Source organism: Gordonia aurantiaca (genome assembly GCF_039939235.1).
In the GTDB taxonomy this organism is placed as follows: Bacteria; Actinomycetota; Actinomycetes; order Mycobacteriales; family Mycobacteriaceae; genus Gordonia.
The window spans coordinates 65,930-80,262 of the sequence record NZ_JBDUUF010000006.1; the positions used below are offsets into that span (position 1 = coordinate 65,930).

General features: G+C 68.8%; 12 protein-coding genes and 1 riboswitch. Of the genes, 9 read left to right on the plus strand and 3 right to left on the minus strand.

The features are described 5' to 3' along the window. Nucleotides 1-2: 2 nt before the first annotated feature. Complete coding sequence (locus ABFT43_RS13110; RefSeq protein ID WP_347960798.1) at nucleotides 3-986, minus strand: malate dehydrogenase; 984 nt, start codon at nucleotides 984-986, stop codon at nucleotides 3-5. Then, nucleotides 983-1,351, minus strand: coding sequence for an META domain-containing protein (locus ABFT43_RS13115; RefSeq protein ID WP_347960799.1), 369 nt, complete (start codon nucleotides 1,349-1,351; stop codon nucleotides 983-985). The genes ABFT43_RS13110 and ABFT43_RS13115 overlap by 4 nt, the downstream gene beginning before the upstream one ends. 178 nt (nucleotides 1,352-1,529) lie before the next feature. On the opposite strand from ABFT43_RS13115, the gene ABFT43_RS13120 reads away from it, so the two are divergent. Next, entirely contained in the window at nucleotides 1,530-2,738 is a 1,209-nt protein-coding gene (locus tag ABFT43_RS13120; protein ID WP_347960800.1) for a hypothetical protein, read from the plus strand. 59 nt (nucleotides 2,739-2,797) lie between these two features. On the opposite strand, the gene ABFT43_RS13125 is transcribed toward ABFT43_RS13120, so the two are convergent. Further along, nucleotides 2,798-4,336 carry a hypothetical protein gene (locus ABFT43_RS13125; RefSeq protein ID WP_347960801.1) on the minus strand — a complete coding sequence of 513 codons (1,539 nt, stop codon included), beginning with the start codon at nucleotides 4,334-4,336 and terminating at the stop codon, nucleotides 2,798-2,800. 162 nt (nucleotides 4,337-4,498) lie between these two features. Here ABFT43_RS13125 and secA2 point away from each other — a divergent pair, with 162 nt between their 5' ends. The 8 genes from secA2 (at nucleotide 4,499) to gcvP (ending at nucleotide 14,283) form a co-directional block, all read left to right on the plus strand. Next, nucleotides 4,499-6,910, plus strand: coding sequence for an accessory Sec system translocase SecA2 (gene secA2, locus ABFT43_RS13130; protein ID WP_347960802.1), 2,412 nt, complete (start codon nucleotides 4,499-4,501; stop codon nucleotides 6,908-6,910). Beyond that, nucleotides 6,907-7,518, plus strand: a complete 612-nt coding sequence (locus ABFT43_RS13135) for a CDP-alcohol phosphatidyltransferase family protein (RefSeq protein ID WP_347960803.1) — start codon at nucleotides 6,907-6,909, stop codon at nucleotides 7,516-7,518. The genes secA2 and ABFT43_RS13135 overlap by 4 nt, the downstream gene beginning before the upstream one ends. Nucleotides 7,519-7,557: 39 nt before the next feature. Next, on the plus strand, nucleotides 7,558-7,962 hold the full coding sequence (gene gcvH / locus ABFT43_RS13140; RefSeq protein WP_347960804.1) for a glycine cleavage system protein GcvH: 405 nt from the start codon (nucleotides 7,558-7,560) through the stop codon (nucleotides 7,960-7,962). A 353-nt stretch (nucleotides 7,963-8,315) separates the two neighbouring features. Continuing rightward, on the plus strand, nucleotides 8,316-8,768 hold the full coding sequence (gene garA / locus ABFT43_RS13145; RefSeq protein WP_347960805.1) for a glycogen accumulation regulator GarA: 453 nt from the start codon (nucleotides 8,316-8,318) through the stop codon (nucleotides 8,766-8,768). 7 nt (nucleotides 8,769-8,775) lie between these two features. Further along, entirely contained in the window at nucleotides 8,776-9,498 is a 723-nt protein-coding gene (gene ftsR, locus ABFT43_RS13150) for a transcriptional regulator FtsR (protein ID WP_457590149.1), read from the plus strand. Between the two features lie 145 nt (nucleotides 9,499-9,643). Next, nucleotides 9,644-10,156: a bifunctional nuclease family protein gene (locus ABFT43_RS13155; protein ID WP_347960807.1), complete on the plus strand. Its 513-nt coding sequence runs from the start codon at nucleotides 9,644-9,646 to the stop codon at nucleotides 10,154-10,156. 253 nt (nucleotides 10,157-10,409) lie between these two features. Next, on the plus strand, nucleotides 10,410-11,048 hold the full coding sequence (locus ABFT43_RS13160; RefSeq protein WP_347960808.1) for a MerR family transcriptional regulator: 639 nt from the start codon (nucleotides 10,410-10,412) through the stop codon (nucleotides 11,046-11,048). Between the two features lie 92 nt (nucleotides 11,049-11,140). Then, nucleotides 11,141-11,240, plus strand: a riboswitch (glycine riboswitch). Between the two features lie 172 nt (nucleotides 11,241-11,412). Next, nucleotides 11,413-14,283: an aminomethyl-transferring glycine dehydrogenase gene (gene gcvP / locus ABFT43_RS13165; protein ID WP_347960809.1), complete on the plus strand. Its 2,871-nt coding sequence runs from the start codon at nucleotides 11,413-11,415 to the stop codon at nucleotides 14,281-14,283. Nucleotides 14,284-14,333 lie beyond the last annotated feature (50 nt).

Here is a 14,333-nt window from a genome sequence, read left to right on the forward strand (position 1 = left end):
GGTCAGCGACGCAACGCGGCGTCGCGCTCGGCCTGCAATTCTGCGACCGAAGCGTCGATCCGGGCACGCGAGAACTCGTTGATCTCCAGCCCCTCGACGATCTCCCACCGGCCGTCGACAGAGCGCACCGGGAAGCTGCTGACCAGGCCCTCGGGCACCCCGTACGCGCCGGGGGACGGCAGGGCCGCCGAGGTCCAGTCGTCCGGCGGCGTGCCGAGCACCCAGTCACGGACGTGGTCGATGGTCGCGTTGGCGGCCGAGGCCGCCGACGACGCGCCGCGTGCCTCGAGGATCGCGGTGCCGCGCTTGGCGACGGTGGGGATGAAGTCGTCGACGAGCCAGTCACGGTCGGCCGCGAATTCGGCCCCACCGCGGCGACCGACTCGCGCGTGGAAGATGTCGGGATACTGGGTCGCCGAATGGTTTCCCCAGATGGTCACACGGCTGATCTCGCCGACCTCCACACCCGTGTGGCGGGCGAGTTGTGCGATCGCGCGGTTGTGGTCGAGGCGGGTCAGCGCGGTGAACCGCTCCGGCGGCACATCGGGCGCGTGGGCGGCGGCGACCGCGGCGTTGGTGTTGGCGGGATTGCCGACGACGATCACCCGGATGTCCTCCGCCGCAACATCGTTGATCACCTCGCCCTGTGCGGCGAAGATGCTCGAGTTCGCGGCCAGCAGATCCGCCCGTTCCATGCCCTTGGTGCGCGGGCGCGCACCTATCAGCAGCGCGAAGCTCGCGCCGTCGAATGCCTTGCGCGGGTCGTCGAGGACGTCGACCGACTTCAGCAGGCCGAAGGCGCCGTCGTCGAGTTCCATCGCCGTGCCGACGGCCGCCGGGATCGCCTGGGGCAGTTCGAGCAACCGCAGCGCGATCGGCTGGTGGTGGCCGAGCATGGCGCCGGCAGCGATGCGGAAGACGCTTGCATAGCCGATGCTGCCCGCCGCGCCGGTCACGGTGACGACCGCCGGCGCGGGACTGCTCACGAGTACTTCTCCGTCAGCAGGACCTGTGCGTCGGGCCCGACCAGGACGAGTGCCTGACCCACCGAGTACCAGGTCAGCGGTTGGGAGGTGAACGAGGTGATCCAGTTGTCGGCCTGTGCGCGGGGGCCTGGACAGGCCATCATCGTCGATGCCAGCGACCCCAGCCGCAGGACCGTGCCATCGATCTGGAGCTCGCCGACGTGGCGGTTGCAGCCCGCGTCGAGGGATATGCGGTTGGCGGCCGGGAATGCCACCTGCAAGGGGCCGCCGCCGGGGATCTGGGCGCCGGTCACGACCGTGGACGAGTACGACTTGCCGACGAAATGGGGCACTGCGGGCGCCGCCGGTGCGGATGCAGCGGACATCGCGCCGGCCCCTACTGCCGTGGAAAACGCGCTGACCAGCGCCAGACTGCGTAAGCTGATGCGACGTCCACGGGTCGTGCGTCGACTGTGTGATGACTGAGTGCGATCCCCGAGGCTCACGCTCACCACGGTAGCCGACCGGACGACGGAAGCGATACGGAGTTCGGAGGTGGGGTTCGTGGTCCCGGTTACATGCCGAGCCGAGTATCTGACGGGTCGTCACCACCACTCCGCCTCGGCCGCCTGGCTGCTGGTGGTCGCGGCGCTGGTGACGCTCGTCGGATTGAACGTCGCCGGGTTCGACGGGATGACGATCGCAATGGTCGTCGCCGCCCTGCTGGGTCTCTCGCTGTGTGTCGCCGCGTACGGCAGGCTCGGCCCGCGCCGGGCCGTGCTGCTGACCGTCGACGACGACACCGTCTACTTCGGCAACGAGGACCGCACGTTGGAGGCCTACCCGTTGACAGCGCTGCGGTCGTTCGCGATCGGCGGTCCGGCCGACGAGACCTCGCCCATGACCGGCGATCGGGCGCGGCACCTGACCGTTCTCGGGCAGAAGTACCTGAAGTTGACCTTCGCCCGCGACGTCCCGACGGTGGGTTCGCGTCCCGACGAGGATCTCGACACCGACCTCTGGCGGGTCGCGATCGTCGAGGGCGACCCGGCTGCCGAGGTGATCGTCGACCGTCTGCGGGCGCATGCCCCACAGCGGGTGTCGACGACCGACAAGCGTGCTGCCCCGGTGACCGTCGACAAGGCCCCGGTCACCGTGTCGGTCGGATCGCCCGCACCGGAGCCCGACCCGCCCCGCGTCGATCCCGCGCCCGTCGACCTGCACCGCCCACGTATCGCCGACGCGGGCACCGAGGAGGCCGCGCGCCGTCTCTGGGAGGAGTCGACGCGCCGCCACGACGAGATCCTGGGCGCCTATGCGACCTACGAGCTCGATCCGGCCATGGTGTTGCGGTATCCGGCCGTCACGGATGTGACCGTCGAGCAGACCCAGGACTTCCACCACGCGCTCGACGAGGCGACCGCGCTGCGCACCGACACCTACCCGGGCGACCGTGGCGTCGCCGATGCGTACCAGCAGGCCGTGCGTCGGCTGCGCCGCGCCTGGATCGCATGCGAGAAGCACGGACGTCGCGTGGGCACCGACTACCTGGACCCCGCGGATCAGAACTCGCTGGAGACCGCGTTGAAGCTCTACAAGCACGCCGAGGCCAGCAACACGCCAACCGAACAGGCGACCTACTACGGACGGGTCCGCGACATCGTCTCGACGATGACCGACCGCGGGGTGCTCCACCCGCCGGAGGCGGCGATCACGGAGCTGGCGAACGTCACGAGGCGCGCACTGGAGGCAGGGACGTCGCGCTCCCGGTGAGCGGTCCGGCGCAGTTGCTCCGCCGAGCGGTCGCCAGTCGCCCCCGGTGCCGCAACGGCTCAGTGGTGGGCGGGTTTGATGAACGTCCCGTCGAGTGAGTACATGCCCTTCGACGCGTCGACCCGGGCCATCTCGATCCGGATCACGTGCTCCTGGTCGACCGTGGGGACGTCGCTCACGTCGATGGTCACCGCGGCCCGGTCGTATCCGGGGATCGAGCCTCGTCTCATCGCGTCGTCGCGGATCCGGTCGAAGAGCTGCGGTGAGAGGGCGTCGAACGCGAAGCCGTCGGGCCGGTACCTGCCGGTGGACGTGCTGATCTCGGGGAACCTGCCCGGAGCCACCACGATCTGACCGGTGCGGTCGGGCGTCGTGTATCGGAACAGCACGCCGCCGCTGTTCTGGATGCTGCTGGCGCTGATGATCGGAGTGTTGTCCGCTATGCCGCGCAGGACGAAATCGTCGACAAACGGTGCGTCGGTGGGGATACCGGCGTCGGCGAGTGCCTCACGTGCGACCGTGAACGCGACGGGGAAGTCTGCGGGATCGAAGAACTTCGCGACCGTGCCGTCGGTGAGCGCCTGGACGTCCACGTCGCGGATGTACGCGTCGCCGGGGTCGATGGTCCCGGTCAGGGTGACCGGCGCATTCGGTTGCGGCCGCTGGATGCCGAGCCGCTCGAGCCCGGAGTCGGGCAGCATCTCCGACACCTCGGAGAGCATCGACTCTGCGATCCGGCCGAGCGACCGGGGCTCGATCGCCGCGGCGTCGAAGGTCTTGTCGGCGCGGTCGGTGTTCGGCACCGGCGAGGCGTTGGAACCGCCGTCCCACACGTTGATGCTGGTGGCGCGCCCGTTCGACGGGTCGAACACCACGGCCTGGTCCGAACCGGAGCCGAGGTTGTAGTTGAGCCGCAGCACATCTTGCACCGCATCGGGGCCGAGGTGGTCGACGATCTCGTCGAGCAGGCGCTCGTGCCGGTCGGCGAGCGTCGCGTCCGCGTCGTCGGACCCGCCGAAACCGGTGACCGGCGTCAGCGACGGCAGCGAGGGCGCGGTGATCTCCCAGTTCTCTGCGACGCCGAACAACAACGTGCACGCCGACAGGAACGTGACCGCGGGATAGACCACCGCCCAGCGGCCGGGCTGGTCGTCGAACGTCGGGGACGGCGTCCGATCGCGGGGCGGCAACTGCTCTGGCGGGACAGTCGTGAACGGATTCGACGCCAGGGCCTGGAAGTGGCCCCTGCCCATCGAGGTGAGCCACCGCGCGCGGTAGGACGTGTCATCCGGTGGGTGGATCGTCGCGGAGACGAGCGTCGGCTGGAGGTCCTCGGCGGTGAGGCTGCTGCGGGTCAGGGCCTCCACCTCGATCCGCGGCGAGTCCCGGGTGACGCCGCGCCGGAAGCCGGGGAGCTCGGACATCCGCGAGGCGCGGGGACCGATCGCGAGACCGGCGAAGACGAGTGGGACGCCGATGAACAGCGCCACCCACCAGGCGTTGAATGCGCCGAGGCCGACGCCGGTGGCCACGACGAGGCCCGCGACCACGGCCCGGACGACACGGAATCTGCGTCTGCTCGCTGGGCTGCTGGGCATCGGCCGTCCTCAGGGCTCGGGACTCGACGTCGGAAATGGAGTGATCATAATGTCGCCGACCCCGCTCTACCAGGGTCCGCGTACCGTTGTTCCTGACCTGACGGCCCCGAGTGGCCCGCGGGTCGGGTAGTTGGCCGGTAAACGATCAGGAGAAGTGTTTCGGTGGGAAAGCTGACCAACAGCATGTGGCGACTTCTTGGCGCCCAGTCGACGCGCAACCAGTCGAAGTCGCTGGCGTTGATCAAGGAGGCCGGAAACCACACCGACTGGGCTGCCGATCTGGCCGACGACGCCTTCGTCGCGGAGGCGGAGAAGCTCGACATCGGCGCCCGGACCGCCGACCGCGCCAGGTTTCTCGCGCTGGTCCGGGAGGCCGCCGACCGCTCGATCGGGCTGCGCCCCTTCGACGTCCAGCTCCAGGGCGCGTTGCGCCTGCTCGAGGGCGACGTCGTCGAGATGGCCACCGGTGAGGGCAAGACGCTCGCCGGCGCCATCGCCGCGATCGGCTATGTGCTGCAGGGCCATCAGGTCCACGTCATCTCCGTCAACGATTATCTCGCCGGCCGCGACGCGGAGTGGATGGGCCCGCTGTTCGAGTTCTTCGGCATCGAGGTCCACGCGTTGTCGGAGAACTCCGGCCGCGACGAGCGCCGGGCGGCCTACGCCGGTGACGTCACCTACGCGTCGGTGAACGAGATCGGCTTCGACGTCCTGCGCGACCAGCTCGCGCTGTCCGAGGGCGACCTGGTCTCCCCGAAACCCGACGTCGCCATCATCGACGAGGCGGACTCCGTCCTCGTCGACGAGGCGCTGGTCCCGCTCGTGCTCGCCGGTTCGACCGAGACCGAGGTGCCCGACCAGGCCATCCACGACGTCGTGTCGCGGATGAAGAAGAAGCATTACGAGATCGATCCGGAGGGCCGCAACGTCACCCTCACCGACGAGGGCGCCGCCTTCGTCGAGGAGGAACTGGGCGGGATCGACCTCTACAGCGAGGAACACGTCGGCACCACGCTGGTGCACCTCAACGTCGCGATGCACGCGCACTTCCTGCTCGAGCGCGACATCCACTACATCGTCCGCGACGGCGGCGTCCACCTGATCAACGCCTCCCGCGGTCGCGTCGCGCAGCTGCAACGCTGGCCTGATGGAGTGCAGGCGGCCGTCGAGCTCAAGGAGGGGCTCGCGCAGACCGACTCCGGCGAGGTCATCGACACGATCACCGTGCAAGCGCTCATCGGCCGCTACCCGAAGGTGTGCGGCATGACCGGCACCGCCCTGCCCGCGGGCGAGCAGTTCCGTCAGTTCTACGACCTGCGGATCTCTCAGATCCCGCCGAACACGCCGAACATCCGCACCGACCTGCCCGACCGCGTCTACGACACCAAGGCCAACAAGGTCGAGGCGATAGTGAAGTACGTGAAGGAGGTGCACGAGACCGGACAGCCGGTGCTCATCGGCACCCACGACGTCGCCGAGTCCGAGGAGCTGGCGTACTTCCTCGAGAAGGCGGGCGTGCAGTCGGTCGTGCTGAACGCGAAGAACGACGCCCAGGAGGCGAAGATCATCGCCGAGGCCGGCAAGAAGGGCGCGGTCACCGTGTCCACCCAGATGGCCGGACGCGGCACCGACATCCGTCTCGGCGGTTCCGCTGACGATCCGGAGGCACGCCAGGAGGTCGTCGATCTCGGCGGCCTGTGCGTCGTCGGCACCGGTCGGTACGACACCGCCCGACTCGACGATCAGCTCCGCGGCCGCGCGGGACGCCAGGGCGACCCGGGCACCTCGGTGTTCTTCTCCAGCCTCGAGGACCCGCTCGTCACCAAGAACATGGCCTTCAAGCGCGACCCGGTCTCGCCGAACGAGGACGGTTCGATGGGCAGCAAGGGCATCGACCTCATCGAGCAGGCCCAGCGCATCGCCGAGGGTGTCCGCCTCGAACTGCACGCGAACACGTGGCGCTACAACAAGCTGGTCAACCAGCAGCGCGAGATCGTGGTCGAACGGCGCATGAAGCTCCTCACCACGGACCTCGCGCTCGAGGAGCTCGCCGAGCTCGAACCCGAGCGCTATGCCGAACTCACCGGTGAGCGGTCACCGGCGACCGACGCGGCGGCGGAGGCCGGCGACGAGGCGAAGTCCGACGAGGCGAAGACAGACGAGCCGGAGAAGGCGGACGAGTCGACCGCGACAGCCGTCGCGCCGGTGCCGCGCGAGGTGCTGTCCCAGGCCGCACGCGAGATCATGCTCTATCACCTCGACCGTGCCTGGGCCGACCATCTCGCGTTCGTCGCCGACGCCCGCTCGAGCATCCACCTGCGCGCGCTCGGCAAGGAGAGCCCGCTCGACGAGTTCCACCGGATGATCGTCCACGAGTTCTCGAATCTGCCCGCCGAGGCCCTCGAGAACGCGCGGAAGACGTTCCGGGAGGCGAAGATCACCGCCGACGGCGTCGACCTCGACTCGGCGTCCCTGCACCGCTCGACGACGACCTGGACCTACATGGTCCACGACAATCTATTCTCCTCGGGCGGGGCGAAGACACTGCAGGGCATCATCGGGATCTTCCGGTGACGGACGAGGAGGCGGCCGCCGCGCCGGCTCCCGACCGGATCCTCACGGTCCCGAACGCCCTGAGCGTGCTGCGGCTCGTCCTCATCCCGGTCTTCGTCTGGATGCTGCTGGTCGAGAAGGCCGATGGCTGGGCGTTCGCGATCCTGATGTTCTCCGGCTTCTCCGACTGGCTCGACGGGAAGCTGGCGCGGCTGCTGGACCAGTCGTCGCGGATCGGCGCCCTGCTGGATCCGCTCGCCGACCGGCTCTACATCGTGATCATCCCGCTGGCCTTCGGGGTGCGGGAGTTCATCCCGTGGTGGCTCATCGGCGTGATCATCGGCCGCGACGTGCTTCTGTTCGCCACCGCGCCGTTGCTGAAGACCAGGGGAGTGCTGGCGCTGCCGGTGCTCTACATCGGCAAGGCGGCGACGTTCGCGCTTATGAGCGCGTTCCCGTGGTTGCTTGCCGGACAACTCGATTCGATCGTGGGGACCATCGCGTACCCGATCGGATGGGCTTTCCTGCTCTGGGGCGTAGGCCTCTACCTGTGGTCTTTCGTCCTGTACTGGTATCAGACGGTGCTGGTGCTGCGACACATGCCGCCGCGTCGTGCAGAGCACACCTGAGCAGACAGTAGAGTCTGAGCCGAGACGAAAGGGGCTCTCGTGACCGACAGCAACGTGCCAGACAGCCTGCGCTACACCGCGGAGCACGAATGGATCGAGAAGACCGGTCCGACCACCGTGCGGGTCGGCATCACCGACTTCGCACAGGACGCGCTCGGCGACGTGGTGTTCGTGCAGCTACCGGAGACCGGGACGGAGGTGACCTCCGGCGAGTCCTTCGCCGAGGTCGAATCCACCAAGAGTGTCTCCGACATCTACGGCCCCGTCACGGGTACGGTCAGTGCGGTCAACAGCGCGCTCGACGCGTCGCCCGAACTGGTCAATTCCGACCCGTACGGCGAGGGTTGGCTGGTGGAGATCGAGGTCTCCGACGAGGCGGCCCTGGCCGAACAGCTCGGGGCCACCCTGGACGCCGCGGGGTACCGCGCCGTCATCGAGGGGTAGCACTCCCCGCCGTGGGGGGTCCCGGTGACCTCGATCGGCCCGGCAGGACCTCCGGTGACGATATGATCGACGTTGCCGGAGTCGACTCGCTCGCCGGCGCGATCGGTGTGACCGGTACGGTTACGGCAGTGGGAACGAGGCGTGACGTGGCAGGCGAAACTGCGCGATCACGCACCGAGATCTACCCGTCCGCACTGTCATGTAGTTTCGACCGGCCGACTCGGTGAGAACCGACGCCGACCCGATGCGCCAAGTGGTCGGGGACGCCGACGTGGTGGCCGGAGGAGTGCGGTTGGCCCAACAGTGCGAATGCGCACTGACAGTGCGGTTGCACTGACGACGACGAAGGAGAAGTGGTGAGCGATAACGACAGGGACTTCGAGGCGCCGGTGGAGACCACCTCGGTGTTCCGGGAGGAGTTCATCAATGAACTCGATTCCGGAGCGAGCACCTCGAGTGAGCCGGCCGACACGGGAGTCGAACGACTCGCTCCCGGGACCGCGCTGCTTGTCGTGAAGCGGGGACCCAACGCGGGATCGCGGTTCCTCCTCGACCAGCCGACGACCTCCGCGGGTCGTCATCCCGACAGCGACATCTTCCTCGACGACGTCACCGTCAGTCGTCGTCATGCCGAATTCCGCCTTGGCGACAACGAATTCCAGGTTGTCGACGTGGGCAGCCTCAACGGCACCTACGTCAACCGCGAGCCCGTCGACACCGCCACGCTGTCCAACGGCGACGAGGTCCAGATCGGCAAGTTCCGGCTGGTCTTCCTGAGCGGTCCGCGCGACGAATCCGACGCCTGACCCGGTCGTGACGGCGTCTGCGGCCCCTCGAGGCGAAGGATCGATGTCGATCGGCGCGGTCCTCGCCCGGTTGCGTGATGATTTTCCCGACATCACGATCTCGAAGATCCGATTCCTGGAGTCGGAGGGTCTGGTGACCCCTGAGCGGGCGCCGTCCGGCTACCGGCGGTTCAGCGAGGCCGACTGCGAGCGGTTGCGCTTCGTGCTGACCGCCCAGCGAGACCGGTACCTCCCGCTCAAGGTCATCAAGGAACAGCTCGACGCGATCGACAAGGGCGAGGGCGGGTTCGGCCCCGGGGGCACGGTGGCGCTGTCCACCGCCCGGGGCACCGTCGCCCCGGCGACCGATTTCGGTTCCCGGGGTGGACGCGTCTCCCGTGAGCAGCTCATCGAGCGCACGGGCGTCGACTCGGCGTTCGTGACCGAGCTGCAGCGCAACGGGCTGCTCACGCCCGGTCCGGCCGGGTTCTTCGACGAGGACGCGGTGCGTCTCGTCGAAGCCGCTGCGGCGCTGGCCAGTTACGGGCTCGAGACCCGTCACCTCCGCGCGTTCAAGGTGTCCGCCGATCGTGAGGCCGGGCTGGTCGCCCAGATCGCCAGCCCCATCGCGAAGGGCAAGGGGACCGGTGCACGCGACCGTGCCGAGGAACTCGTGCGCGAGATCGCGGCGTTGTCGGTGACCCTGCACACGCAGTTGGTCAAGGCCGCCGTCCGCGACGTCCTCGACTGATCCGTCGCCGGACTCGTGCGTCCGCAGGGCTTCGAGCTGCGAATACCCCACCGCCCCGCCGCGAGTCGACCGCCGCACCGCGCCGGAGCGGTGTAGCGTCGACATCAGCAATCGATCGCCGTACGAGGCGTCTGGGAGGTGCGAGATGAGCGAGATGCGTGTGGTGGGCATCAGGGTCGAGCCCCCGCAGAGCCAGCCGGTGCTCCTGCTCCGTGAGGTCGACGGTGAGCGATACCTGCCGATCTGGATCGGACAGAGTGAGGCTGCGTCGATCGCCCTGCGGCAGAAGGGGATCGAGCCCCCGCGTCCGTTGACCCACGATCTGATCGTGAACCTCATCCGCGAGTTCGGCCAGACCCTGCTCGAGGTCCGGATCGTGGATATGCAGGAGGGCACCTTCTACGCCGAGATGGTCTTCGCCGACGATCTGCGCGTGTCGGCCCGGCCGTCGGATTCCATCGCGGTCGCGATGCGTGCCGGGGTCCCGATCATCGCCGACGAGGAGGTCCTCGCCGAGGCGGGTCTGATCATCCCGGACGAGGAGCCCGACGAGATGGGCGGCGAGGCCGCCGACGACTCGGCCGAGGACGAGGTCGAGAAGTTCAAGGAGTTCCTCGACAACGTGTCGCCCGACGACTTCAAGGCCAGCGGCGCCTGACGGTTCGGCCGGTCACGGATCGGCAACCGAGAGGTCACCGTTTATCTCAATCTCAACTTGAGGTTGAGATCTAGGGCGCGTCGCGTTGATCGGGTTCCCTTCCCGGCATAGCGTCATCGGAGACATCGCGCACCACACACGGGCCGATGAAGATGATGATCGGGTGACCCGGCAGGGCCTGGACCGCGTACTGTGGACGTGGATGTCAGGCACGTGGCGCGCATCCGGTCCGAGCTTTGCGAGGGAGTCAGAAGTGGGCGATCGTCCGGTCGACAGCGAAGTGAAGTCGAGCGACCCGTCGGCTCAGCATTCGACCGAGCGTCCCGCGGCACCGGTCCAGGGGACCCTCGAGGACATCGAGCCGGGCCTGTTCCCGGACGACACCGTGCCCGACGAGCTCATCGGCTACCGCGTCCCGAGCGCCTGCCAGATCGCCGGCATCACCTACCGCCAGCTCGACTACTGGGCCCGCACCGGCCTCGTCGTCCCGTCGATCCGCGGAGCTGCGGGTTCGGGCAGCCAGCGCCTCTACTCGTTCAAGGACATCCTCGTCCTGAAGATCGTCAAGCGCCTGCTCGACACCGGCATCTCGCTGCAGAACATCCGCGTCGCGGTCGACCACCTGCGCAAGCGCGGTGTCGAGGACTTCGCCAAGATCACTCTGTTCTCCGACGGCACCACCGTCTACGAGTGCACCTCCGCCGAGGAGGTCGTCGACCTGCTGCAGGGCGGCCAGGGGGTCTTCGGCATCGCCGTCAGCGGCGCCATGCGGGAGCTGACCGGCACCATCGCCGACTTCCCCGGTGAACGCGCCGACGGCGGCGTGAGCGAGGCCGCGCCCGAGGACGAGCTGGCCGCGCGCCGCAAGAACCGCGCACGCCGCACCGGCTGATCCCCACGGGGCGTGCGGCGAGTGATCTGGATGACTCTCGCCGCGTCGCCGGTCCCATCGGCACGGCGTGCTGCGTACACTTGGTTCCGCGTCGCTACGCCACGGGAGAGAGTCACCGGTTCCGACCAGGTGGCCGCCGAAGGAGCAACACCTCTCCGACAAACTCTCAGGCACCCGGACCGTGGTGGTGACGGCGTCTCTGGAAAGTGACGACATGTTCGTCCGCCCACGGTGAAAGGTCGTCGCGCGAGGTCGCGCGGCACCGAATCTCTCAGGCGTCCGCCGGTCCAGCGCCGGTGACATGACAGAGGGGGAGGCCAGCTCGCCGGCCGTAGACGCCGGCGCCCGCGAGAGGTTGCCCTCCATGTCCTCCTCCGATTCCTCGTCCGCTCCCGCGGGCTTCGTCGATCGCCACATCGGACCCGACGCCGACGAGCTGCAGCGCATGCTGGCGGTGATCGGTGTCTCGTCGCTCGATGAACTCGCCCACCGCGTCATCCCGGCCGTCATCGCCGACGAACTCGACTCGGACGTACTCGGCGCGCTGCCCGAGCCCATGGGCGAGCGCGAGGTCCTCGAACAGCTGGCCGCGCTGGCAGCGAAGAACACGGTCAAGCGATCGATGATCGGCCTCGGCTACTACGGCACCCACACCCCGGGCGTAATCCTGCGCAACGTGTTGGAGAACCCCGCCTGGTACACGGCCTACACGCCCTACCAGCCGGAGATCAGCCAGGGACGCCTCGAGGCGCTGCTCAACTACCAGACCATGGTCGCCGACCTCACCGGCATGGAGGTCGCGAACGCATCGATGCTCGACGAGGCCACCGCGGCCGCCGAGGCGATGACGCTGCTGCGCCGCGCCGGCAAGTCGAAGTCGCCGCGCGTCGTCGTCGACGCCGACCTCTTCCCGCAGACCCGGGCGGTCATCGAGACCCGGGCCGAGCCACTCGGCATCGAGGTCGTCGGGGCGTCGTTGCATCCGGAACTGCCCGGCGCCGGGCTGCCCGAGGGCGAGTTCTTCGGTGTCATCCTGCAGGTGCCCGGCGCAACCGGCCGCATCGTCGACGCCGGCCCGATCATCTCCGCGGCCCACGAGCGCGGCGCACTCGTCGCGGTCGGGGCCGACCTGCTCGCCATGACCCTGATCACCCCGCCCGGCGAACAGGGAGCCGACGCCTGCTTCGGGACCACACAGCGCTTCGGCGTCCCGATGGGCTTCGGCGGCCCGCACGCCGGCTACCTCGCGGTCAACGCCAAGCACACGCGCCAGCTGCCCGGGCGCCTCGTCGGTGTCTCGAAGGACGCCGACGGCAACCTCGCCTACCGTCTTGCGCTGCAGACCCGCGAACAGCACATCCGTCGCGAGAAGGCCACCAGCAACATCTGCACCGCGCAGGTGCTGCTGGCGGTGATGGCCGCGATGTACGCCTCCTACCACGGGCCCGACGGGTTGCGGGCCATCGCGCGCCGCACCCACGACGCCGCGGCAACACTGGCGAACTCGCTTGCCGCGGCCGGACTCACCGTCGAGCACGCGTCGTTCTTCGACACCATCGAGGTGCGCACGCCCGGCCAGGCCGACGCCGTCATCGCACATGCGCGCAACGAGGGCATCAACCTGCGTCGCGTCGACGCCGACACGGTCTCGATCGCCTGCGACGAGACCACCACCGCCGCCGACCTCGACGCCGTGCTCCGCGCGTTCGGCGTCGCCGGCGTCGAGCCGATGCGCTTCGCGCTGCCGATCGAGAACCGCACCAGCGAATACCTGACCCACCCGGCGTTCAACCGGTACCGGACCGAGACCGCGATGCTGCGCTACCTCCGTGCTCTGTCCGACAAGGACGTCGCGCTCGATCGCAGCATGATCCCGCTGGGCTCGTGCACGATGAAGCTCAACGCGACCACCGAGATGGAGCCGATCACCTGGCCCGGTTTCGCCGAGCTGCACCCGTTCGCGCCCGCGGAGGACTCCGTCGGCTTCCGGGAGATGATCTCCACCCTGGAGAACTGGCTCGTGTCCGTCACCGGCTACGACCGGATATCCCTGCAGCCCAATGCCGGTTCACAGGGCGAGCTCGCGGGCCTCCTCGCGATCCGCGGGTACCACCGCAGCCGCGGCGACCTCGACCGCGACGTGTGCCTGATCCCGTCGAGCGCCCACGGCACCAACGCCGCCTCGGCCGTGATGGCCGGCATGCGCGTCGTCGTGGTCGCCTGCCGCGAGAACGGCGACGTGGACCTCGACGACCTGCGCGCCAAGATCGCGGCCAACGAGGGCCGGATCGCGGCGATCATGATCACCTATCCGTCGACACACGGTGTGTTCGAGCACGACATCCGCGAGATATGCGCCGCGGTCCACGATGCCGGCGGCCAGGTGTACGTCGACGGCGCGAACCTCAACGCGCTGGTGGGAGTGGCCCGTCCCGGACACTTCGGCGGCGACGTCAGCCATCTCAACCTGCACAAGACGTTTTGCATCCCGCACGGCGGTGGCGGCCCCGGCGTCGGCCCGGTCGCGGTGCGTGAGCACCTCGCGCCGTTCCTGCCCGGTCACCCGCTGGCCGATGAGCTGCCCGACACCGGCGCGGTCTCGGCGGCGCCCTACGGGTCGGCCACGATCCTGCCGATCACCTACGCGTACATCGCGATGATGGGTGCGGCCGGCCTGCGCATGGCGACGCTGTCGGCGATCACCGCCGCCAACTACGTCGCCAAGCGGCTCGGCGAGCACTACCCGGTGCTCTACACCGGCGAGGGTGGATTCGTCGCCCACGAGTGCATCCTCGACCTGCGCGCCATCACCAAGGAGACCGGCGTGACCGTCGACGACGTCGCGAAGCGATTGGCCGACTACGGTTTCCATGCGCCGACGATGAGCTTCCCGGTGGCGGGCACCCTGATGGTCGAGCCCACCGAGAGCGAGAATCTCGACGAGATCGACGCGTTCTGCGACGCGATGATCGCGATCCGACAGGAGATCGACCGCGTCGGCCGCGGCGAGTGGCCGGTCGACGACAATCCCCTGCGCGGCGCCCCGCACACGGCGGAGTGCCTGGTGGGCGAGTGGGATCACCCGTACTCGCGGGAGATCGCCGTGTACCCGTCGGGTCTCCCGTCCGCGGGTGGCCGCACCAAGGTGTGGCCGGCGGTGCGCCGGATCGACGGTGCCTACGGCGACCGCAACCTGGTGTGCAGCTGCGCCCCGATCGAGGCCTACAGCAGCTGACGGATCTGCGACGGCGCGAGGCGCTCCTCACCCGGGGTGGGTGAGGAGCA

Bases quoted from the DNA above. Each gene is read 5' to 3' on its own strand.
- gcvP (WP_347960809.1), top strand. From the start codon at position 11,413: ATGTCCTCCTCCGATTCCTCGTCCGCTCCCGCGGGCTTCGTCGATCGC.
- ABFT43_RS13125 (WP_347960801.1), bottom strand. From the start codon at position 4,336: ATGCCCAGCAGCCCAGCGAGCAGACGCAGATTCCGTGTCGTCCGGGCC.
- ABFT43_RS13115 (WP_347960799.1), bottom strand. From the start codon at position 1,351: ATGTCCGCTGCATCCGCACCGGCGGCGCCCGCAGTGCCCCATTTCGTC.
- ABFT43_RS13155 (WP_347960807.1), top strand. From the start codon at position 9,644: ATGAGCGAGATGCGTGTGGTGGGCATCAGGGTCGAGCCCCCGCAGAGC.